Source organism: Psychromonas sp. MME2 (assembly GCF_040566515.1).
Classification (GTDB): Bacteria; Pseudomonadota; Gammaproteobacteria; order Enterobacterales; family Psychromonadaceae; genus Psychromonas.
In genome coordinates, this window is the sequence record NZ_JBEWXI010000002.1 from 418,223 (window position 1) to 439,199 (window position 20,977).

Here is a 20,977-nt window from a genome sequence, read left to right on the forward strand (position 1 = left end):
GTGTTAATAGCGCTTCCATCCCAGTTGCAGTTGATTCATTGGCTGCAGCATCTCATTTATCTCTCCTCTTCACTTATTTTTATTGCAGGAAGAAATGGCTCGGGTAAAACGGCATTGATGGAGCAACTTTCCAATCAATTGCCTTCTAATGTTCAAGAAGCGTTTATTAACCTTAATGAGACAGTGCCAGATGAGCAGATTCGTCAACAAATTATAACCCAGTTATTCGAACATCCCTTATTTGATGCAAATGACACTTTATTCACCACTTTTGTGCAGTTGCAAGAAAAATTTAATGTCGATATTCCTCAGGTTATTATCATCGACAACAGCGACTATTTATCCAATCAGTTACTCTCAGAATTAGCCCAGTTAATGACCTTAAAAACGCAGGTGAGTGAGAGTGAAATTAACGTTTTGTTGCTAGGTAATGATGAAATTATCAACAAGCAACTTGCATATATTAGCGACTCAATGCCGAAGCACGATCCTAATTGCACTTGCTTGGAATTTAAAATTGAGCCGTTAAATGGTGAAGAAACAAGCGCACTTTTAGACCATATGTTTAGTCAAAATGGCTATCAATCAGAGGTTCAGCATCAAGATGCGCTTAGTCAAAAATTGAATGGTTGTGCGGGTAACCCTAAAAAAATAATCGTATTAGCAGAAGAAATTATTGCAGGTAAATTAGAAAATACCGAAGTCTCTAAATTTCGAGCCCGTCTACCGGCATTTTTATTTATGTGTTTGCTATTATTGATTGTGATTGTCATTGCAATTCAGCTTAAGGATAAGTTTTTTGAGGAACCACAAAGCGAACAAGTAACTGAGACGCTTTTAGTGCCACAACCATTTGCTATAGAAGAGATTGCAGCGACTAATTTAGTGGCGGATAGTCAAATTTCTCAGGGTGAGCCTACATTTGCAGGTGAAGCATTGGCAGGAAACTGGAAAGATCAACACCATGATCAGATTGCTGAGAATAAATTAATGGTTGGTATCAGTGATGATAGTGTTACGCGTGTTGTTATTTCTGAACAGGAAATCGCTAATAGCATAGGCGGTAGTGAGCTCGCTATTGTTGAGCTTGAAATGCAAGTTTCTCCTTCTGAAACTGAGTTAAAAGAGCAATTTGAATCACCTAGTGGTGCTCTGCAAACAACGCCTTTAGCGGTGCTAATAGAAGATGAGAAAATAGAGGTGATAGAAGAGCCTGACGCTAGCTTTGATAAAGTCTCCGATGCAGAGGGGCTAACTCAGGTTGAAGTGCTGGTCAAGGAAGTCCAAGAAAGTGTACGTAAGAACAGTGCCGATCCTATTTTTACAGCAAGGGAAAAGTTATTAGCAATCAATCCTGACCACTATACCCTACAACTATTGGCGATGGACTCTAAGGATTCATTGCAACGATTTATTCGTGTGCATAATTTACCGCAAAAGAATGTTTTTGTATATCAAACCAAACATAATAATAAACCCCGTTATATGGTAATTTTTGGCGATTATGCGACGCGCAAATTAGCCCAGCAAGGCGCTAAAAAGTTGCCGGGTTCACTAGCTAAAATGGATGGATGGATTAAAAAATACAGGTTAGTTCATCAGGATTTACAACAAAATAATGATTAAAAAAAATAGAGCATTCCTGAAATGGGCAGGTGGTAAATACACTCTTACTGAACAAATTAATCAACGTTTACCGAAGGGGCGGAGATTAATTGAGCCCTTTGTTGGTGCTGGTTCAGTGTTTTTAAATAGTGACTTTGATGAATACCTACTCAATGATATTAACCCTGATTTAATTGAGATGTATAAAATTATTAAGCGCAAACCGAAGCAGTTTGTGATTGATGCGAAACATTATTTTCAAGATAAATTTAATAATGAAACTGTTTATTATCAACTGCGCAATGAGTTCAATTGTAGTAGTGATAGTTATCAGCGTTCATTACTTTTTCTTTATATGAATCGCCATGGTTATAATGGGCTTTGTCGTTATAATCAAAGTGGTGGTTTTAATGTCCCCTTTGGGCGTTATAAAAAGCCCTATTTCCCTGAAAAAGAGATCCTTTTTTTTGCTAAAAAAGCAAAAAAAGCGACCTTTACCTGTAAGCCATATCACAAGCTATTCCAGTATTTACGCGATGATGATGTGCTCTACTGCGATCCACCCTATGTGCCATTGAGTAAAAGTGCATCATTTACCTGTTATGCAAGTGATGGCTTTAATTTAGATGATCAAGCAAATTTAGCTAAGTTAGCCAGAGAATCGAAGTGCAGCGTCTTGCTGAGTAACCACGATACAACGTTAACACAAGAGCTTTATCGTGATGCGATATGCGATAAGGTGCAAGTGGCGCGAACCATCAGCAGTAAGTCATCAACACGTCTGCCTGTTGGTGAGCTTTTTGCTCTGTTTGCAGGTTGTAAAACCTCACAATAGATGCAATAAAAAATGGTCTGTTGCGCTTTGCTTCGGTAGAATAAGCGCTCAATTTAACACTGGAAGCTGACCATGACCGACTATTTAATTGCCCCTTCAATCCTTTCTGCTGATTTTGCCCGTTTAGGTGAAGACGTTGAAAAAGTGCTTAACGATGGTGCCGATGTAGTACATTTTGATGTAATGGATAACCATTATGTACCCAACCTAACGATTGGGCCGATGGTCTGTAAAGCACTGCGTGACTATGGCATCACTGCGCCGATTGATGTCCATTTAATGGTCAAACCTGTCGATACGATGATTGTTGAGTTTGCTAAAGCGGGGGCATCCATTATTACTTTTCATCCAGAAGCCTCCGACCATGTGGATCGCTCTCTACAATTAATTAAAGATCATGGTTGTAAAGCGGGATTAGTTTTAAATCCGGCAACCTCTTTAGAGGTGTTAACCCATGTCATGGATAAGTTAGATGTTATTTTATTAATGTCTGTTAATCCCGGATTTGGTGGGCAATCCTTTATTCCTCATACCTTAGAAAAGTTACGTCAAGTGCGTGCGTTAATTACAGCCAGTGGTCGAGATATTCGCTTACAGGTTGATGGGGGAGTGAAAGTTGATAACATCAAAGAGATTGCTGAAGCGGGGGCAGATATGTTTGTTGCAGGCTCGGCCATTTTTAATGAACCTGATTATAAAGCTGTGATTGATCAGATGCGTGCAGAATTAGCAGCTGTTCAAGGGTAGACGCCATGGCAAAAATAGCGAATATTAAACTCATCTGTTTTGATTTAGATGGCACGCTGGTCAATAGCGTGCCTGATTTGCGTTTAGCACTTAATGCAATGATGGATGATTTACAGCTTCCCCATTGCCATGATCAAGATATTAGAAACTGGGTGGGCAATGGTATTCCTAAAATGGTTGAACGCGCATTAATTCATGTCGGTAAAAATGATATTGATAGCGCTTTTTTTGACCATGCAGTCAGTTTATTTGAAAAGTATTATGCGCAGTTTATAAATAGCGCTTCTGGATTATACGATGGGGTTGCGCAAACCTTATGCGACTTAAAAAGTCGTGGCTATCAAATCGCTTTGATCACCAATAAAGGAGAAAAATTTTTACCACCTTTACTGAGTCACTTTGCGATATTGGATTACTTTGATTTGCTATTGGGGGGCGATAGCCTTAGTAAAAATAAACCTGATCCAATGCAAGTTGATTTTGCCCGTGAGAAATTACAAGCTACAAAACAACAAACCGTGATGGTCGGTGACTCGCGTAACGATATTCTGGCGGGACAAAATGCAGATGTGCAGACAATCGCATTAACATATGGGTATAACTATGGTGAACCCGTTGACCGATTGAATCCCGATTATATTATTGATCAATTTAATGAATTATTAGATCTGCTCTAAGCAGTGCAAGGAAAGAAGATGACTAAACCAATTGTACTAAGTGGCTGCCAACCCTCTGGCGCATTAACTATAGGTAATTACATGGGGGCGCTGCGTCAATGGGTAGCGATGCAAGAGAGCCATGATTGCCTTTTCTGTTTGGTTGATCTTCATGCGATTACAGTACGTCAAGATCCCTCTGCTCTGCGCCGTGCAATTTATGATGGTTTAGCGATGTATCAAGCGGTTGGTATTGATGCCAATAAAAGCACCATGTTCATTCAATCACAAGTGCCTGAGCATGCCGAGCTAGCATGGATTTTAAATTGTCATACACAAATGGGTGAATTAAATCGTATGACTCAATTTAAAGATAAATCGCAAAAAAACGTGACTAATATTAATGCCGGGTTATTTAGCTATCCCGTATTGATGGCAGCAGATATTTTGCTTTATAACCCGATTAGTATTCCCGTTGGTAGCGATCAAAAACAGCATTTAGAATTAGCCCGCGATATCGCGATCCGTTTTAATAACGCCTATGGTGATACCTTTGTGGTGCCAGAGCCAGCGATTCCAAAGTTTGGTGCGCGCATTATGAGTTTGCAAGAACCGACCAAGAAAATGTCTAAATCCGATGATAATGTGAAAAACATTATCCAATTATTAGAAGATCCAAAGCAGATAGCGAAAAAAATAAAAAGTGCGGCAACCGATTCTGATGAACAAGCACGCATCTACTTTGACACAGAAGAAAAAGCTGGTGTATCGAATTTATTAACCCTATTGTCATGCTCTACGGGTAAATCGATTGAACAGCTTGTTCCTGAATATGAAGATAAAATGTATGGTCACCTTAAAAAGGATACCGCAGAGGCGGTTGTTGAGTTATTAACTCCGATACAAGCGCGTTTTAAAGAGTTAAGAGCCGATGAACAAGCGCTACAGTCAATTGCTCGGATTGGGGCTGAAAAAGCACGTGAGCGTGCCGCAGAGACGTTAGCTAAGGTATATGACCGGGTTGGTTTCTTACCAAAATAAAATAGAAAATCTTTATCTGAAAAAGCAAAAAGCCTAACATTGAACTCGTTAGGCTTTTTGCTTTGTGGGCTAGGCTTCTTTACTTATAGCCATTGTTAAAGAAATTGCTATAAACCTAGCCCCTTACCCGCATCTTTTTTATTAATTAGTTCGATCATATAGCCATCGGGATCTTTGACAAAGGCAATGACGGTTGTGCCGCCTTTAACCGGGCCCCGGTTGCGGGTAACTTGCCCGCCCATTGCTTTGATTTTTTCGCAGGTTGCATAGATATCATCGCTTTCTATGGCAATGTGTCCATAGGCATTGCCCAGGTCATACTCTGTTGTGCCCCAGTTATAGGTTAACTCAAGTACCGTGTTATCAGTTTCATCGCCATAACCTAAAAAGGCGAGGGTGTATTTGTATTCATTGTTTTCAGATTGACGTAGTAATTTCATTTCTAAAATAGTGGTATAAAAGTCGATCGACTTTTGTAAATCACCGACACGTAACATGGTGTGTAATAAACGCATAATGACCTCATAGATTGTTGAAAAAAAGGATATAAAAAAACCACCTATCGGTGGTTTTGTAAATCGTCACAGATATTGTTAGATCATTACAGACCTTTGGTTAAGAATGCAACCGCTGAGGCCATTTCTTGATCGCTACAATTAGCACATGTGCCCCTTGGTGGCATGGCATTTAAGCCATTTATTGCATGTTTTAGTAATGTCTCTTGACCCTGTGCTATACGTGGACTCCATGCTTTTGCATCGCCTGTAATTGGGGCGCCTGCCGCTCCTGTGGCATGACAGGCGACACAATAGGTATTATAGATTTTTTCGCCGGAGCGCGGTTCTGCTGGCTCACTTGACGCTGTACTTTGTTCAGCTGTTGCTATATCACCCTGTAAATAAACATCGCCGACAGGTGCTATTCGCGCGGCTATTTCACCTTCAGATTGATTTTGTGCCAAACTTGAGAGGCTAACCAAGCTAATTGCTACAGTTAGTAGTAATGGGATGCGTCTAATTAGCTGCACAGTAAACTCCAGATTAATGTATATGTTGTAAAAATGTTAATTATAACGAGCTTACCAATAACAACCAATGTCTTTATCCACATTATTGCCTCCAGTTCACTATTTTTTTCTCTTTACCCTGTAATAAGCGTTTTATATTTCCACTATGGCGCAGAATAATTAATATTGAGAGCATGATAACCGGGATGGTGTATTCTGGTTTTATTTGCGAAACGAAAATCGGTGCTGCAATGACGGTGATGATAGCAGCTAATGAAGCATATCCTGTCACGGCAACAGATAGTAACCAAGTTAATAGTACTAAACCTGTCATATCCATACCTAAAGGTAACAAAGTACCAAGGCCGGTGGCCACCGCTTTACCCCCTTTAAATTGGAAGAAAGGAGGGAAAATGTGTCCGAGGCAAGCTGCGATGCCAATAAAGCCTATTAGTACAGGGGGGTAACCTAAAAAATAAGCAAGATAAACGGGGATGCAGCCCTTTATTAGGTCGAATAACAGCACACTAATTGCAGCTTGCGGATGGTGTAGTCGCAACATGTTGGTTGCACCTGGATTTTTTGACCCCTGTGAGCGAGGGTCGGCCCAGCCTTTAAGGCGGCAAAGTAATATTGCGCCGTTCAATCCACCTAAGAGGTAGGAGCAAAACATAAAAAATGCGGTTGTCAGGATAATCATTTGTATTTATTTCTTCTTGATCAGGTAAAATACTTAGTATCCAATACTAATTAGTGACTAATAGTACGTGGATTTTTTGATCAGCGATAGCATTTTAAAGGGTGTAAATGGATATTATTTTTATTAAACAGTTAGAGGTTATTACAACAATCGGTGTGTATGACTGGAAAAAGAGGTTCAGCAAAAGCTCTATTTTGATCTCGAAATGGCTTTTGATAATAAACCCGCCGCGGCTAGTGATGATATTAATTTAGCCCTTAATTATTTTAGTGTTTCCGAAAAGGTCAATCAGTTTGCACAAATTCACCGATTTGAATTATTAGAAACCATGGCCGAACGTGTGGCAGCACTTATCATGGCCGATTTTTCCGTGCCTTGGATTAAGTTGACTCTGCATAAACCCGGCGCTTTGCCAAAAGCACAAAGTTTAGGTGTACAAATCGAGCGTGGTATACGTTAGTGGCTGAGGTTTTTGTTGGTATTGGTTCAAGTATTAATCGAAGTGAAAATGTTCAGTTAGGCGTTGCTGCGTTACAGGCTTTATTTTCAGATGTACAGATATCTCCGGTCTATGAAAGTGAAGCCGTCGGATTTAGCGGTGCTAATTTTTATAACTTAGTCGCAAAATTTACCACTAACCTAGCTATCGTAGATGTTATAAAGCAGTTAAAAAAGATTGAATTAGCAAATGGTCGCCCTGAGTTTGCGATTAAATTTGCACCAAGAACAATAGATTTAGATTTGCTTTTATATGATCAAGAAATAGCGCCGGAATTTGATTTGCCTCGCGCAGAAATTACAAAAAATGCCTTTGTATTAAAGCCATTAGCAGATTTGGCTCCACGTCTAACAGACCCTCTCTCAGGTGAAACATACCAAAATTTATGGGCTAAGTACCCTAAAGAAAAACAAAACTTATGGAAGATTGAAGCTGGGCTTTAACTTCATTTTTTAATTTATATGGACTATCAATACTATGTCGTTACTTGAAATTGTTGTGTTGGCTTTGATTCAGGGATTAACTGAATTTTTACCTATTTCTAGCTCTGCACATCTTATCTTGCCATCACAACTGTTAGGTTGGCAAGATTAAGGGTTAGCTTTTGATTTGATCTTAAATATAGGTACCTTAGCCGCTGTTTTTATCTACTTCCGCAGTGAAGTGGTGAACATGAGTCGCGCTTGGGTTGGTTCATTGCGTGGGCAACCCAAAACCGCAGATAGTCGCCTTGCTTGGTGGATTATTTATGCCACTATTCCTGCTGCATTGGTTGGCTTTTTCGGTAAATCCTTGGTAGAAACATACCTACGCAGTGGCTATGTGATTGCTATAACGACCATCGTTTTTGGCCTGTTGCTATGGTGGGCGGACTCCCATGCTAAGCAACTTAAAGACGAGTATCAAACCGGGCTAAAGGGGGCGATTATATTTGGTCTCGCTCAAACGCTTGCTTTAATCCCGGGTACTTCTCGTTCCGGTATTACGATTACGGCGGGATTAATGCTGGGGTTAACGCGCAATGGGGCAGCCCGTTTTTCATTCTTAATGTCAATTCCCATTATCTCTATGGCTTCAGGCTATGACTTACTAAAATTTATATTATCCGATGAATATGTAGATTGGGGGGCGTTATTTTTAGGCGCCGGTATCTCTTTTATGAGTGCTATTTTATGTATTCATGCCTTTCTTATACTGCTCAATAAAGTTGGCATGCTGCCCTTTGTTATTTATCGTTTGTTACTTGGTGTGGCACTTTTTTATGTGTTATCTATGGGCTAGATATTACTCGCCTTTGTAAGAGCAGGAAGCAGGCTGATGCCATTCCTGCCGAGGCGAAAATCATACACATCACCATTATTTGGTATCTTGCAGCGATGAAAGGTGAGATACCCGATAAAATTTGCCCGGTCATCATGCCTGGTAATGACACCACTCCCACGGCAAAAAGCGCATTTACATTGGGGATAATCGACGCTTGAAAGGCCATTTTCCGTGCCTTTAAATAATCATTATCGCGTTCAAATTCAGCATAAAAGCGTTCACCGCAGAGGCTGACACTGTTCATACAGTTCGCAAAAATCATTCCGCCGAGTGGGATAATCGTTTGCGCATGATACCAAGGTTGTACCTCTAACACGCCCTGTGTGATAAGCCATAGGGTGAAACTACCCGGTAATGCAATCGATATGATGGTTGATTTTAATAGTGGTAAGCGGCGATCTTTAATGTTGCTTAATGCAATCCAACTAGAAAAAAAGACCATCATGAGTAGAATCGAAACAATCATTAAACTGTTGTTATCTGCAAAAATATAATTGAGCACATAGCCAATTAAAAGTAGCTGAACGAGCATCCGTACTAGTGCATGTATCGCTCGGCGGATATCTAATGACCATTTAAAGAGAATAAATAACACTACCGCCACGGGAATAAATGCAAAGGCAAGATTGCTCAGTGAAATAGTCTGTATTGGCTGTGTAATCATAGTGATTCGCTATGTTGTTGCTTATACTCGCTAACTGCATCAATGCGTGCTTGTCGCAATGCATTTTTGATTTCGCCACCACTTATACCCTGTTGAATGATCGCTTGCACATCGACTTTTGCTGCAACTAAAAAAGCTTGCCAAATATAGTCTGCACTTGGATAGGGTTTATCTTCGAATCCTGTTCTGCCCTTAGAGTCGGCTACGCAGCACTGTAGCATTTGTTGAAAACGATCAGCTTTACGCCACGCATCGCATTGATCCATTAGCTTGACTAAAGTTGCTGAGCGAAGCTCAAAAGCGCTATGTACTAGCGTGTGGTGTTCACTCACTAATAGCGCTAAATCACGACACTCATTGGGAACTTTTAGGCGTAAACAGAGTGCTTTTATCGTTTTCAGGCCTAGAGTGCCATGCCCTTTGTGACTCGGCCAAAGTGCTTTTGGAGTTAATGCCTTGCCAAGATCATGAACCAGGCAAGCAAAGCGAAATGGGAGGGAGTCAGATAGTTTGGCTGCTTGTTCAACGACCATTAAGGTGTGGATTCCGGTATCTATTTCAGGATGCCAACGTTTAGGGCCGGGAATACCAAATAGGCGGTCTATTTCAGGAAACAAAATTGCTAGCGCACCGCATTCACGCAGAACGTGAAAATAAATATGTGGGCTATCTGTTTGCAAAGCTTGTGCTGTCTCTAACCATACCCGTTCTGCGGTTAAGTGGCTTAATTCACCACTTTCACTGAGCTGTTGCATCAATATTAATGTTTCTTGAGCAATGCCAAAACCCAGTTTGTGAAAGCGAGCTGCAAAACGGGCAACGCGTAACACGCGCAGGGGATCTTCAGAAAATGCGGGAGATATATGGCGTAAGAGTTTATTTTTTATATCCTCGCGGCCATGGTAGGGGTCAATATATTGGCCTTGTTCAGAGAGTGCAATCGCATTAATGGTTAAATCGCGGCGTAATAAATCCTCTTCTAAGGTGACATCTTTACCCGCATAGCATTCAAATCCATTGTAACCACTTGCTACTTTGCGTTCGCGACGTGCTAAGGCGTACTCTTCTTTGCTCTTGGGGTCTAAAAAAACGGGAAAATCTTTACCTACCTGCTGATATCCTAACTGTAAAAGTTGTTCAGGGGTGCTGCCAACGACGACATAGTCACGATCTTTGATTTTAAGTTGTAATAGTTGATTCTAACGGCTCCACCGACTAAATATACCTGCATTGTTTTTCCTCTTTACCTTTTATTTAGTTATTATACGCTCTACTACTAAAAATGGTTAATCTCCGTAGGGCAAGAAAAATAGCACCAATCTGCTTTGTTATAAAATATCGATGTAGAATCACTATACTTCTATTTTATGGCTCGCATCTCGGTACTCTTTTTCTTGCTGACTTTGCGTATATAAGCTTAATTATATTGTTTGGATTGTCTCATGTATCAAGATTTTTTTTCTTTAAACAAACAGCCTTTCTCTATCTCTCCAGATCCTGATTTCATTTTTTTAAGTGAACGTCATAAAGAGGCATTGGCGCATTTAACCTACGGGTTACAGGATAACGGTGGTTTTGTTTTACTAACGGGGGAAGTGGGGACGGGGAAAACCACGGTATGTCGAGCATTACTGCAGGATATTTCTGAAGAGACCGATATTGCCTATATTTTAAATCCTGCCTTATCGGAAATTGAACTCCTAGCGACCATTTGTGATGAATTTAAGATTGCCTATGAACTAAATCTAAAATCGTTATTTGATGCCATCAAAGCCTGGATGATGGATAATTTACGTGCAGGCCGCAGTGCCATTGTCTTAATTGATGAAGCGCAACATTTAAGTTTTTCATCCTTAGAGCAGCTACGCTTATTGACCAATATCGAGTCGAATAATAAAAAACCATTACAGGTAATTTTAATTGGACAAACTGAATTACAACAAAAATTAAAACAGACTGAATTTCGTCAATTAGCACAGAGGATAACGGCTCGTTACCACTTATTGCCACTGAATCGCCTAGAAAGTGAATATTATATTCAGCATCGTTTACATGTAGCAGGCGCACGCTCTCCTCTTTTTGATCGCAATACCATCGCTTTAATTTTTAAAATAAGCCAAGGTATCCCACGTATCATTAATTTATTATGTGATAGAAGTTTACTCTGTGCTTATAGTGAGCATGCCGCTAAGGTAACACCGAAAATGGTACGCCTTGCCGCTCATGAGATTGGGGTTGATGGGCGTCATAAATCATCATCGTTCCTATCGCAATGGGGGCGGTTTGCATTATTAACAATATTTGTCGTCATTATAATGATTCAGGGGGCCAAGCTTTATAGTGATAACCTATTTGTAGAAACTAAAAAAGTGACAATCGAGCCACTATTAGCCACTCAAGCAATTCAAGTTATAGAGGTAAGTGAGCCGCCTGCGCAAAAAACAAGCGAAGCAAAGGAGGACAGGCATGTTGCAGAGGACGGAAACTGGTTTGATAATTATCCAACACTGGACTTAACAGACAATGAATTCGCCGATGCATTAGTGACACTCTATGCTCTGTGGGGGTATCAAACCGAAGCGCAAACGGTAAATTGTGAGCTCGGGGGAAGTATCCTATTAAGCTGTTTTAGTGAATATATGTCCCTTGAACAGGTTAAACAAGCCAATTACCCAGCGATTATTAAATTAGAAAATGAAGATCAATATGCTTACGTTGTCCTCTATAAAGTTAACGACAATTACCAACTATTAATTGCAGATCAAGTCATTAACGTTTCTGCCTCTTGGTTAAGTAAATATTGGCAAGGCGAGGTGACATTGCTTTGGCAAGCGCCCTTTATACTAGAAAGTGCCTTACAGTTTGGGCAAAAAAACGCGAAGGTTGCTTGGTTGTCCTCCCAGTTAAATAGCATTGCGGGATTACCCACCCAGAATAAAGATCGCTTTGATTTATCATTGTTACAACAAGTTGTTGATTTTCAGAGGGAGCAGGGTCTCGAAGATGACGGTATCGTCGGCTCGAACACTGATGGCATTAATGCGATTAAATCATCCCGATTTACCTAATTTAGTAGAAGAGCGAAATTAATGTCCACTATTTCACGAGCATTACAAAAGAGCAGAGCACATCAACTACCCTATGGTACTGAATTATATAATAAAGATAATAGGCATACGAAATTAAAAAGAGCGCTTGTTGTCTCCCTACTCGTTGTACTTTGTTTACTCATCACGGTCCTTTTTTTATTAATTAAGCCACGGGATGCAAGAGTTGATGCTATACAAATTAGCCCTGAAATAGTTATTGAAAAAACAGAATCTCAGCCAGAAGTAGCAAAGAGTGTGCCGCCAAAAGATCGCAATCGAGTCGAAAAAATTACCTTTTCAGTGAAGCCGTTACCGGTAATAAAGAAAGAGCCGGAGGTGAAAGTGGTTACGGCACCATTACTGCCAGCGGTGACAGCGCCAGTCGCAGCAGCAGAGAAGGGAAGTGATCTGTTAGCTGATGATACAACACAAGAAATTGATTATGGAGATACCCCTTCAGATTTGCAGAAGCGCTTTCAAACAGCGCTGCTTATGGTCGATGAGTTGGGTAAAGTCGAGTCCAGTAACACTCCGCCTATTAATAATGATGGTAGAGATATTCACCAAATGGATAGCGAATTGCAAAGGAAAATACCACCTTTACAGTACGATTCTCATATGTATTCATCAAAGCAGCAAGATCGCTGGGTGCGTATTAATGGGGAAGATTTAAAAGAGGGGCAATTTAGCCATTCAACCAATATAGAGGTTGTGGAGATCCAACCCAATCGTACTATCTTTCGTTTTGGGCCGCGTAGTTTTAGCCTTGAATCTTTAGAAAACTGGGATGGTTTTTGAACATAGGGTTGATCTATTTTAGCGTGACCGCTGTGTTACGCTAAACAGCAGATTGTTCGATTTAAATAATACATCGCCATGTGTAAACTCATCATGCGCCATATTTTTCCTCAACAAGCTATGACCATAATATTTCAGAGCTATACTGAAAATGGTTGAATTTAACAGTTGTATCTTTTTATTTAAACAGGGGGAGTTTATGAGTAATACCGTGGTTATTTATTATTCTGGATATGGTCATACACGTCGAGTTGCAGAATATGTCGCTAAAGGTGCACAAGCACATTGCATTGAAGTTGATGCGACGGGGGAAATTACAGAGAGTGATTGGGATACTCTGAGTGATGCTGATGCCATCATCTTTGGGGCGCCTACCTATATGGGGTCGGTGCCTTGGCAATTTAAAAAATTTGCCGATAGTACATCGAAAGTATGGTTTACTCAGGGGTGGAAGGACAAAGTATTTGGTGGATTTACCAATAGTGCGAGCTTGAATGGTGATAAGCAAATTAGCTTAATTTACTTACAAACGCTCGCTTCTCAACATGGTGGTATTTGGGTGAGTTTAGGGTTGCTTCCAAGCAACAAACTAGCATCAACACGTAATGATATCAATGCGATGGGAGGATCTGCGGGGGTGTTAGTACAATCGCCATCAGACGCTGCTGAAGATGCGATACCAGAAGGCGATTTAGAGACGGCTCGTTTGTATGGTGAGCGAGTTGCAAAGGTCGCTGTAATGCTTAAAGGCAAGTAGTCTGGTGAATTCGGGTGTTTGATAAGTAATACCAATTCCGGTAAGTATGTGATTTAGATTTTGCGCAGGAAAAACAGCTTAATTCAAGGCGTAATTTGACGTAAATGGTTATTCCCTTTGCGAAAATTACAACGCAGCAGTAAGTTGTTTTAACCAGTAAAATAGATCAGCTATTTATCGGAATTGGTATAATTATTATATTACGGCAGGCGCTGTTAATTAGACAACGCCTGACGCCATTATTACCAATTATTGTTGCGTTTTTTACGACGAGGTAAAAACGGAATAATTAAGCCGATTAATAAGCCGAAAAAGAGTACGCTGCCACCATACATCATCCACTCCATCTTAATGCGCTCATCTTTAGTGTCTTGTAGTAAATCAAGTTCTAAGTTACGCGCTTTTAACTCATCGATAGTTTGTAAGAGAGTTTGTTTCTCATCCATTAAGTTAGCAATTAATTCCTCTTTTTCGTTAAGAGATTGCACCGTATTTTGCATTTCTTGCTCATTTTCTTGCGCGATATTGGCTAATTTCTGCTGCGCTTGTTGTAGCTCAAGTTGCACTTTAGGCAATAAAACCTTTGCTGGTTGTGTTTCTTGTAACTCTCGATTTTGTACCCAAGAGGTCTTGCCATTTGCCTTTTTTATCTGCATAAATTTGGTTTTTTCATCATACTGCAGCGTTTCAACGGGGGTGCCAACATTAAGCGTGCCAATAATGCGATATTGTAAACTAGGGCCTGAGTGCTCGTAGATAGAAACATCGTCACTAACATAGCGGGTTGCCGCAAATAGGTTCATGGATAGGGAGAGCGGGAGTATTACAGTGAGATATTTAAATATTTTCAAGGCGGTACCTATTAGCTAAATGAGCAGAAACCTTATTCTAAAAGTAATTGTGTCCGAGGAGAAGCCTTAGATGTAAAAAAGAGAGCGAATGCTCTCTTTTATTTTTATGTAACGTGATTTTTAGTTAAAAATCGCTTTTCTCATCTCGCCGAGTTAGGTGATTTTTAGTTAAAAATCGCCTGTATCATATAGAAGAATACAATAGATAAAGCCGCCCCAATAGGTAGGGTAACAATCCATGAGATAACGATATTACGTACGACACCTAGATTAAGTGCAGCAATACCACGAGCCATACCTACGCCTAATACCGCTCCAACCAAGGTTTGCGTGGTGGAAATTGGTAGTCCTGTACCAGAGGCAATAACAACGGTTGATGCAGCAGCAAGCTCAGCAGCAAAACCACGGCTTGGTGTAAGGTGGGTGATACCTTGACCAATGGTTGCCATTACGCGTTTACCGAAGATTGCTAAGCCTAACACGATACCGATACCGCCTAATGGTAGGATCCATGGTGCTAAGACAGCCTTACCCACGATTATGCCATCCTGTTGAACAATGCTTGCTACTGCCGCTAGAGGACCTATTGCATTGGCCACGTCATTAGAACCATGTGCAAATGCCATTGCACAGGCTGTTACTATCATTAATACAGCAAAGATTTTTTCAACATTTGCAAAGTGCATGTCTTTATCTGCATTGGGATCTATTTTTACACGATTAACAAAGTATTTTCCGATCACAGCCACTGCGCATCCCATGCCTAATGCCAGTAGGAAGCCTTGGCCATTTGAAAGGTGTAAGCCAACATGCTTAAGTCCTTTCATGATAGTAACTAATGAAAGGATGAACCCTGCTAAAAACATATAAAGCGGTACATAACGTTTAGCATTTTTAATAGGATCACTGGTATCAAAGATCAATCGTTGTGAGCTCATAAAAATAAAGTAGGCAATAAGCCCAGATATTAAAGGGGTAATAATCCAGCTACCGACAATACCTGTTACTTTACTCCAAGTCACACTATCAACACCTACACCAACGGCTGAGAAGCCGATGATAGCACCGATGATAGAATGTGTTGTTGAGACAGGCCAACCAAAGTAAGAGGCGATAACTAGCCATAAGCCAGGCCGCTAATAAGGCTGCGATCATACCAAAGACTAATAGTTCAGGGCTGTCGGTATAGAAGCCTGCATCAATGATACCATTACGGATCGTTGATGTTACTTCTCCTCCCGCCAAATAGGCGCCAGCAAATTCAAAAATCATTGCAATAATGATTGCTTGTTTAATAGTTAATGCTTTTGAACCAACAGAAGTTCCCATTGCATTAGCGACATCATTGGCGCCAATGCCCCAGGCCATCAAAAAACCAACAACTGCTGCAAATATAACCAGTATGCTGCCGTAAGACGATATAATTTCCATGGTGAATCCTTAAATTTTCTAGCGAATCAGGATAAGTTCAAGTTGTGTGCCAATTAATTCTGAATGATCTGCTAGTTGTCCTACCCATTCTAGAATTTGATAAAGAAACATAATATCAACGGCATTGTGGTGCTGCTCTACGACTAATAACCCTTTACGAAGTTTTATTTGTAAGGTATCAGTATCATCTTCAATTGCTGCTAGCTCAGAGATCATTTTTGTTACTACATCAACTTCGCGTCCTCTGAAACCTGTTTCCAGCAATTCATCGAGTTCATTGATGGCTTTATTGGCTTGTAGGACGGCATCGATACAGCGTTGTACATAGGCGATAAAGTCTACTTTTATTTCAGCCGGCAATTGTAATTGACGACCAACGACTCGGCCTGCAATATCTTTTGCTGTATTGGCTATTTTATCTTGGCGATTAACAAGCTCAATAAAATCAGCACGCGAGATAGGCATAAATAAGCCCTTCGGTAGTGTTAAACGTAACTCACGTTTTAGCACATCTGCTTCTTTTTCCAACTTGGAAATTTCTTTTCTAATTTTTTCAGCTTCAACCCAATCTTGTTGATGGCTGGCTTTAAAGAAAGGAATTAGCAACTGGCTACATTCTGCTACTTTATCGATATGCAGCTGAATAGGCTTGATTGGAGATTTTGCAAATACCCCAAATATAGAGTTAACTGGCATAATTGATCCTATTTTTAAGTTTGACGATCATTTTTATAAATACATAGCATAGTAAATATCCGGCGCATGTTAACGTTCTTTTCCATACAATTGAACTTGAATTTTGTATAATTGCTAATTTTTTACGATATTATTACTATATTCAGTATCCCGCATCTTCGATTAAAAGGTAATTTGGTAAATATTATGGAAACAGAAATAGAGATAAAATTTCTTTTTAGTGCTGATTTTGAACAGGAATTGTTTAATACCATCAAATCACAGCAGGTTATCTCCACAAAAGAGCAGCTTTTGCATAATGTTTATTTTGATACAAGTGATCGTTCTTTGAGAAAGATGGATATGGGGTTGCGTGTACGGAGTTGTGATAATCGCTCAGTACAAACTATCAAAACCTCTGGGCGTGTTATTGGCGGGCTACATCAACGGCCAGAATATAATGAGCCAATTGAAGGTGGACGCCCTGAATTGGCGCGCTTTAATAGTAAGATATGGCCAGATGAGTGCGACATTAAAGCACTTGAAAATGAGTTGGTGCCTATTTTCAGCACGGACTTTACACGACAAACATGGTTACTCGAGATGAGTGAAGCGACCTTAATCGAAGTGGCCTATGATCGTGGTTTTATCGAAGCGAAACAAGATAAAAAAGATATTTGTGAAATAGAACTTGAACTTATCAAGGGCGATGAAAAACAACTATTTATACTCGCAGAGCAAATTGCACTATTGCCACAGGTACGTTTAAGTAACGTTAGCAAGGCGCAGCGTGGCTATATGCTTGGTGATCAAACGGAATTTGTTGTAAAACCGTTGCTTGAGTCTCCGCTTTTACCATCAATGTCTATCGCACAAGCGTTGATGACGAACATACAACATGGCCTACGACACATCCAATACCATGAAAATTGCTACTTAGAATCATACCAAGATGCGGCATTAAATGAATTGGTCGTGGGGATTAAATTTGTGCATCAAAATTTATCTTTATTCAAAGACCATTCGCCAATGCTTTTAAAAGCGCCATGGATTGAAGGATTACATTGGCTAGCGCGTTCATTCTCTTGGCTAGAACTCCACTCTGACAATCAAAATTTATTAAATAATAAAGGATACTATTTACGTAAAATAACCAAGTATAAAAAATTACTTAAGCAGATAGAGCAGCAGGATAACAGCTTGCCAAGTCAAGAGAGTATTTGTGCACTGTTGCACTCTTCTCGTTACTGCCAGTTTGTTTTATCGCTCACCCAATGGCTTATACAGCTCGAGAAAAATACCTTTGCGAGCGAAAAAAGCCACGAAATAAAGGAGTTTGCCTGTCAGCGGTTAAGTGAAGTATGGCAATCATTTCGAGAAGTTTTGCAGAATCATGGAGATAACCAATTGCTTGCCTATCAAGGCTTGCTTGAAGGTAATCTATTAATGGGATTAAGTGTCGCTAATTTGTTTTCTCACGATGACTATTTTAATTTTTATGCGCCGTGGTTAGATATTAAACAAGGGTTAAAAGAGTTATCCATGATTAAAATTGTCGATGATTTTGCCGAGATAGAAACAGATAAAGCACGTCAGCTAGACTATTTTAGGTGGATAAAACGCAAGCAAGAGTCATTATCCCACGCGCTTGAGCAATCAAAACAACAAGCCTTATTAAAAGAGAGTTTTTGGAATGAAAAACTGAGTGATTAAAATAATTAGTATCTTTATTTTATCAATACAGAGAAAGCTTTCATTTTTAGATCACAGTTTGTTATTAATTATCTGTGTATAGCAGTAGCTGAGTCGTTATACTCGATGGTTACTGTTAGCCTATTTATTACTTCAGGTGCAAAGTTAGCAAGAAAAAGAGTGCTGAAATGCTAGGCATAAAATAGAAGTATAGATAATTGAACTCCCCCTACTTAACTAACGCCAGGCAACATAGCTTGAGATAAGATGGGGATCTCCTATGGTCTTAATGGTGAAAATATCCGGTCCCTCTTATAATATAGGTAGCTACATGTCGCGATTAAAATGCAATAAATTCGATGAAAAATTAGTTAGTTTATCAATGAATAAAAAATGGGCGTTTATCGCTGGCATAGGCCTTTTGTTATTTCTTGCTAAGCTAGTTATCGTCAACCTTTTTTCATCTGATATCGCATCAGCGCAAAGTAATCAATACTATTTATTTGCAGACTTCATCTCTGTCGCACTTTTTTTGGCTTTCATCTATTGGTTTATGTTAGCCACGAAAAAAAACATACTGTCTGTCAGGGATGGTCTTGAGCAAGCTTTTGTGCAGGGTGATGTTGTTGAATATTGCGCATCGACCAGAAAAGACGAGTTAGGGCTGTTGCTTAATGTGGTTGGAGACAAAGCGGGCAATATGCAGAAACACGCGCACTCACAAAAGAAAAGCACCCAAGAATTGATCGCGATTACGGAAAGTTTGTCGACTTGTATGGAAATTATTACCGATTCAATGGACGAGGAATTTGCTCAAATTGCGCAGTTGGCAACCGCCATGAATGAAATGACCGCGACAGTCACTGAAGTGGCGAATAATACCGATAGCGCATCCTCATCGACAGCAGAGGCTTCCGAAGTGGCCCAAGAGGGAAGCCAGTTTGTTGATGCGACAATTGCGACGATCAATTCCTTATCAAATAATATTGGTGCATCAGCGGATGCCGTTAACAATGTTGAGCTAAAAGTCGATGGCATTGGTAGTGTCGTAGACACTATCCGCAGTATTTCTGAGCAAACTAATTTACTTGCTTTAAATGCGGCAATCGAGGCTGCTCGCGCAGGGGAAGCTGGACGTGGTTTTGCCGTTGTTGCCGATGAAGTGAGAAATCTGGCAAAACGTACTCAAGATGCAACGGTGCAAATTCAAGGGATGATCGAACAGCTACAAAATAGTGCTCAAGATGCCGTTGGGCTGATGGGTAAAAGTGTTCATGAAGCGGATGTCGGTGTTGATCAAGTGACTAAAGCGGGTCAGAAATTGGCCGGGATTGTTGAAAAAATTGCCCATATTTCTGATATGAATTATCAAATATCATCGGCAGCAGCTGAACAAACCGTCGTTGCGGGCGATATCAATAAAAATCTAGATGAAGTTAAAGAGATTGTTGAAGGCTCTGTGACTGTGCTAAAAGAGGTCTCTGAATTAGCGGAGATGATCGGTAAAAATATCGTTGATTTAAATGCTAACCAGTAGATAGTTAATTTATTATTCCCGTCACCAAGCATGATAAAACTTGAGTGGTGACGGTTTTTTCAATTAACCTTTATGTAAATTGCTGCTTAAGGCAAATTGTGTTAATTCATCAATAACATGTTTTTTTATTTCTAATTGTTGATCGGCTGCAATGTTATAACGTTCGCCAAGCTGTTGATAATCTTCATTACTCAGGCTAACGGTTAAACGTGGGCGTTTAGGCTTTGTATGAGTCGGCAAATCTAACAAGTAACGTATCTGTTCCGATGGGCTAATGCCTTTATCAAGCGCACTGCGTCGTATGCTGTATTGGAGCTTTGCATCCATATCAAAGGCTATCTGTACCGCTTTAACTACTTTTGCAGATTGTTGCCACTTTTTCGGTAATTCTTTTTTATTCATTGAATTACTCTCCTTTTATCCATAATTCAGCAATGTCATTTGCTGGCCTTAAAAACGATAGATAAACATCGGTATCGCCATTTTCAAAGATATATATCTCGACCATGCGTTTCCCATGTGCGCCTTCTAATGAATAGTACTCAAATTCGCGCCCATGCTCCTCTTCGTTATGCTGAGGTGGTTTTTGACCGCGGTAATCTTTTCTATGCTTGTAGCCAGTGATCATAAAGTTTTGTTGGATATAGTTATCTGCAACCATATCGGCATAGTGATGATCATTTGTTAGTGGCATCAGGTTGACATTGCCAGGCTCTTCAAATATCTCAGCAAAGGTTTCGAGATCGAATAAGTTTTGGACTTCGTCACGGGTGAGTAATAAGCTTACTTTTATTAATTTTTGCGGATTATCAGGAAAAGCTGACATAGACCAACTCTTCAGCACTGCCTTGCGCTATTATCTGTGCATAATGATCATATTTAAACTCGATGGTATGACAGTCGATAACTTGAAATTGTTGTTTGCGCATTATTTGTGGGAGTGCGAAGCTGTCACCAAAGGTAAATATATCATGGGTTTGCAGTTCATTCGGGACTGTTAACGTGCGTGTTGGTAGCGGCTGTTTTTTGGCGAATAAAGATTTAAAAAAACTCATTATTATTCCCTATTTA

21 protein-coding genes and 3 pseudogenes are annotated in these 20,977 nt (G+C 40.0%); 13 read left to right on the top strand and 11 right to left on the bottom strand.

Annotated features, from left to right (window positions below):
- From AB1A03_RS02300 to trpS, 5 genes are all read left to right on the top strand, one after another.
- Positions 1-1,626: an AAA family ATPase gene (locus tag AB1A03_RS02300; RefSeq protein ID WP_354622960.1), complete on the top strand. Its 1,626-nt coding sequence runs from the start codon at positions 1-3 to the stop codon at positions 1,624-1,626.
- Positions 1,619-2,440 (top strand): Dam family site-specific DNA-(adenine-N6)-methyltransferase, encoded by an 822-nt coding sequence (locus AB1A03_RS02305; protein WP_354622961.1) that lies wholly within the window; start codon positions 1,619-1,621, stop codon positions 2,438-2,440. Before AB1A03_RS02300 ends, AB1A03_RS02305 begins: the two co-directional genes overlap by 8 nt.
- 72 nt (positions 2,441-2,512) lie before the next feature.
- Positions 2,513-3,187: a ribulose-phosphate 3-epimerase gene (gene rpe / locus AB1A03_RS02310; RefSeq protein WP_354622962.1), complete on the top strand. Its 675-nt coding sequence runs from the start codon at positions 2,513-2,515 to the stop codon at positions 3,185-3,187.
- Positions 3,188-3,192: 5 nt separating this feature from the next.
- Positions 3,193-3,864 (top strand): phosphoglycolate phosphatase, encoded by a 672-nt coding sequence (locus tag AB1A03_RS02315; RefSeq protein ID WP_354622963.1) that lies wholly within the window; start codon positions 3,193-3,195, stop codon positions 3,862-3,864.
- Positions 3,865-3,882: 18 nt separating this feature from the next.
- Positions 3,883-4,884: a tryptophan--tRNA ligase gene (gene trpS, locus AB1A03_RS02320; RefSeq protein ID WP_354622964.1), complete on the top strand. Its 1,002-nt coding sequence runs from the start codon at positions 3,883-3,885 to the stop codon at positions 4,882-4,884.
- A 107-nt stretch (positions 4,885-4,991) separates the two neighbouring features.
- Here the strand turns inward: trpS and gloA are convergent, their stop codons facing one another.
- The 3 genes from gloA to plsY all read right to left on the bottom strand — a co-directional run bounded on the left by gloA (position 4,992) and on the right by plsY (position 6,590).
- Entirely contained in the window at positions 4,992-5,399 is a 408-nt protein-coding gene (gloA, locus tag AB1A03_RS02325; RefSeq protein WP_354622965.1) for a lactoylglutathione lyase, read from the bottom strand.
- A gap of 86 nt (positions 5,400-5,485) precedes the next feature.
- Positions 5,486-5,911 (bottom strand): c-type cytochrome, encoded by a 426-nt coding sequence (locus tag AB1A03_RS02330; protein ID WP_354622966.1) that lies wholly within the window; start codon positions 5,909-5,911, stop codon positions 5,486-5,488.
- Positions 5,912-5,993: 82 nt separating this feature from the next.
- Entirely contained in the window at positions 5,994-6,590 is a 597-nt protein-coding gene (gene plsY, locus AB1A03_RS02335; RefSeq protein WP_354622967.1) for a glycerol-3-phosphate 1-O-acyltransferase PlsY, read from the bottom strand.
- Positions 6,591-6,795: 205 nt separating this feature from the next.
- Between plsY and AB1A03_RS02340 the strand changes: the two genes are divergently transcribed.
- The 3 genes and pseudogenes from AB1A03_RS02340 to AB1A03_RS02350 all read left to right on the top strand — a co-directional run bounded on the left by AB1A03_RS02340 (position 6,796) and on the right by AB1A03_RS02350 (position 8,370).
- Complete coding sequence (locus tag AB1A03_RS02340) at positions 6,796-7,050, top strand: dihydroneopterin aldolase (RefSeq protein WP_502945901.1); 255 nt, start codon at positions 6,796-6,798, stop codon at positions 7,048-7,050.
- Complete coding sequence (gene folK, locus AB1A03_RS02345) at positions 7,050-7,532, top strand: 2-amino-4-hydroxy-6-hydroxymethyldihydropteridine diphosphokinase (RefSeq protein ID WP_354622968.1); 483 nt, start codon at positions 7,050-7,052, stop codon at positions 7,530-7,532. The genes AB1A03_RS02340 and folK overlap by 1 nt, the downstream gene beginning before the upstream one ends.
- 34 nt (positions 7,533-7,566) lie before the next feature.
- Positions 7,567-8,370, top strand: a pseudogene (locus AB1A03_RS02350) (undecaprenyl-diphosphate phosphatase).
- Here AB1A03_RS02350 and AB1A03_RS02355 read toward each other — a convergent pair.
- Positions 8,360-9,076, bottom strand: a complete 717-nt coding sequence (locus AB1A03_RS02355; protein WP_354622969.1) for an ABC transporter permease — start codon at positions 9,074-9,076, stop codon at positions 8,360-8,362. The pseudogene AB1A03_RS02350 and the gene AB1A03_RS02355 sit on opposite strands and share 11 nt — an antisense overlap.
- Positions 9,073-10,307 (bottom strand): annotated as a pseudogene (locus AB1A03_RS02360) (multifunctional CCA addition/repair protein). The gene AB1A03_RS02355 and the pseudogene AB1A03_RS02360 overlap by 4 nt, the downstream one beginning before the upstream one ends.
- Positions 10,308-10,518: 211 nt before the next feature.
- Between AB1A03_RS02360 and AB1A03_RS02365 the strand changes: the two are divergent.
- From AB1A03_RS02365 to AB1A03_RS02375, 3 genes are all read left to right on the top strand, one after another.
- A complete protein-coding gene (locus AB1A03_RS02365) occupies positions 10,519-12,144 on the top strand; it encodes an AAA family ATPase (protein WP_354622970.1) in 1,626 nt (541 codons plus the stop codon).
- A 21-nt stretch (positions 12,145-12,165) separates the two neighbouring features.
- Entirely contained in the window at positions 12,166-12,963 is a 798-nt protein-coding gene (locus tag AB1A03_RS02370) for a general secretion pathway protein GspB (protein WP_354622971.1), read from the top strand.
- 199 nt (positions 12,964-13,162) lie between these two features.
- Positions 13,163-13,720 carry a flavodoxin family protein gene (locus tag AB1A03_RS02375; RefSeq protein ID WP_354622972.1) on the top strand — a complete coding sequence of 186 codons (558 nt, stop codon included), beginning with the start codon at positions 13,163-13,165 and terminating at the stop codon, positions 13,718-13,720.
- Between the two features lie 242 nt (positions 13,721-13,962).
- On the opposite strand, the gene AB1A03_RS02380 is transcribed toward AB1A03_RS02375, so the two are convergent.
- The 3 genes and pseudogenes from AB1A03_RS02380 to AB1A03_RS02390 form a co-directional block, all read right to left on the bottom strand.
- Complete coding sequence (locus AB1A03_RS02380; protein ID WP_354622973.1) at positions 13,963-14,571, bottom strand: TIGR04211 family SH3 domain-containing protein; 609 nt, start codon at positions 14,569-14,571, stop codon at positions 13,963-13,965.
- A gap of 164 nt (positions 14,572-14,735) precedes the next feature.
- Positions 14,736-16,002: pseudogene (locus AB1A03_RS02385) on the bottom strand (inorganic phosphate transporter).
- An 18-nt stretch (positions 16,003-16,020) separates the two neighbouring features.
- The gene (locus tag AB1A03_RS02390) at positions 16,021-16,698 is read right to left on the bottom strand and encodes a TIGR00153 family protein (protein ID WP_354622975.1); all 678 of its coding nucleotides are present in this window, start codon (positions 16,696-16,698) and stop codon (positions 16,021-16,023) included.
- Between the two features lie 186 nt (positions 16,699-16,884).
- Between AB1A03_RS02390 and AB1A03_RS02395 the strand changes: the two genes are divergently transcribed.
- Together AB1A03_RS02395 and AB1A03_RS02400 are read left to right on the top strand one after the other, a co-directional pair.
- Positions 16,885-18,390, top strand: a complete 1,506-nt coding sequence (locus AB1A03_RS02395; protein WP_354622976.1) for a CYTH domain-containing protein — start codon at positions 16,885-16,887, stop codon at positions 18,388-18,390.
- A 310-nt stretch (positions 18,391-18,700) separates the two neighbouring features.
- A complete protein-coding gene (locus AB1A03_RS02400; RefSeq protein WP_354622977.1) occupies positions 18,701-19,906 on the top strand; it encodes a methyl-accepting chemotaxis protein in 1,206 nt (401 codons plus the stop codon).
- A gap of 63 nt (positions 19,907-19,969) precedes the next feature.
- On the opposite strand, the gene AB1A03_RS02405 is transcribed toward AB1A03_RS02400, so the two are convergent.
- The 3 genes from AB1A03_RS02405 to AB1A03_RS02415 are packed head-to-tail and all read right to left on the bottom strand — an operon-like array spanning position 19,970 to position 20,961.
- A complete protein-coding gene (locus AB1A03_RS02405) occupies positions 19,970-20,308 on the bottom strand; it encodes a hypothetical protein (protein ID WP_354622979.1) in 339 nt (112 codons plus the stop codon).
- A gap of 4 nt (positions 20,309-20,312) precedes the next feature.
- Entirely contained in the window at positions 20,313-20,732 is a 420-nt protein-coding gene (locus AB1A03_RS02410; RefSeq protein WP_354622980.1) for a hypothetical protein, read from the bottom strand.
- Positions 20,716-20,961, bottom strand: coding sequence for a hypothetical protein (locus AB1A03_RS02415; protein ID WP_354622981.1), 246 nt, complete (start codon positions 20,959-20,961; stop codon positions 20,716-20,718). The genes AB1A03_RS02410 and AB1A03_RS02415 overlap by 17 nt, the downstream gene beginning before the upstream one ends.
- Positions 20,962-20,977: the final 16 nt, after the last annotated feature.

Bases quoted from the DNA above. Each gene is read 5' to 3' on its own strand.
- AB1A03_RS02365 (WP_354622970.1), top strand. From the start codon at position 10,519: ATGTATCAAGATTTTTTTTCTTTAAACAAACAGCCTTTCTCTATCTCT.
- rpe (WP_354622962.1), top strand. From the start codon at position 2,513: ATGACCGACTATTTAATTGCCCCTTCAATCCTTTCTGCTGATTTTGCC.
- AB1A03_RS02405 (WP_354622979.1), bottom strand. From the start codon at position 20,308: ATGAATAAAAAAGAATTACCGAAAAAGTGGCAACAATCTGCAAAAGTA.
- AB1A03_RS02375 (WP_354622972.1), top strand. From the start codon at position 13,163: ATGAGTAATACCGTGGTTATTTATTATTCTGGATATGGTCATACACGT.
- AB1A03_RS02410 (WP_354622980.1), bottom strand. From the start codon at position 20,732: ATGTCAGCTTTTCCTGATAATCCGCAAAAATTAATAAAAGTAAGCTTA.
- AB1A03_RS02390 (WP_354622975.1), bottom strand. From the start codon at position 16,698: ATGCCAGTTAACTCTATATTTGGGGTATTTGCAAAATCTCCAATCAAG.
- gloA (WP_354622965.1), bottom strand. From the start codon at position 5,399: ATGCGTTTATTACACACCATGTTACGTGTCGGTGATTTACAAAAGTCG.
- AB1A03_RS02395 (WP_354622976.1), top strand. From the start codon at position 16,885: ATGGAAACAGAAATAGAGATAAAATTTCTTTTTAGTGCTGATTTTGAA.
- AB1A03_RS02355 (WP_354622969.1), bottom strand. From the start codon at position 9,076: ATGATTACACAGCCAATACAGACTATTTCACTGAGCAATCTTGCCTTT.
- AB1A03_RS02305 (WP_354622961.1), top strand. From the start codon at position 1,619: ATGATTAAAAAAAATAGAGCATTCCTGAAATGGGCAGGTGGTAAATAC.
- AB1A03_RS02315 (WP_354622963.1), top strand. From the start codon at position 3,193: ATGGCAAAAATAGCGAATATTAAACTCATCTGTTTTGATTTAGATGGC.
- AB1A03_RS02370 (WP_354622971.1), top strand. From the start codon at position 12,166: ATGTCCACTATTTCACGAGCATTACAAAAGAGCAGAGCACATCAACTA.
- trpS (WP_354622964.1), top strand. From the start codon at position 3,883: ATGACTAAACCAATTGTACTAAGTGGCTGCCAACCCTCTGGCGCATTA.
- AB1A03_RS02400 (WP_354622977.1), top strand. From the start codon at position 18,701: ATGTCGCGATTAAAATGCAATAAATTCGATGAAAAATTAGTTAGTTTA.
- AB1A03_RS02340 (WP_502945901.1), top strand. From the start codon at position 6,796: ATGGCTTTTGATAATAAACCCGCCGCGGCTAGTGATGATATTAATTTA.
- AB1A03_RS02415 (WP_354622981.1), bottom strand. From the start codon at position 20,961: ATGAGTTTTTTTAAATCTTTATTCGCCAAAAAACAGCCGCTACCAACA.
- plsY (WP_354622967.1), bottom strand. From the start codon at position 6,590: ATGATTATCCTGACAACCGCATTTTTTATGTTTTGCTCCTACCTCTTA.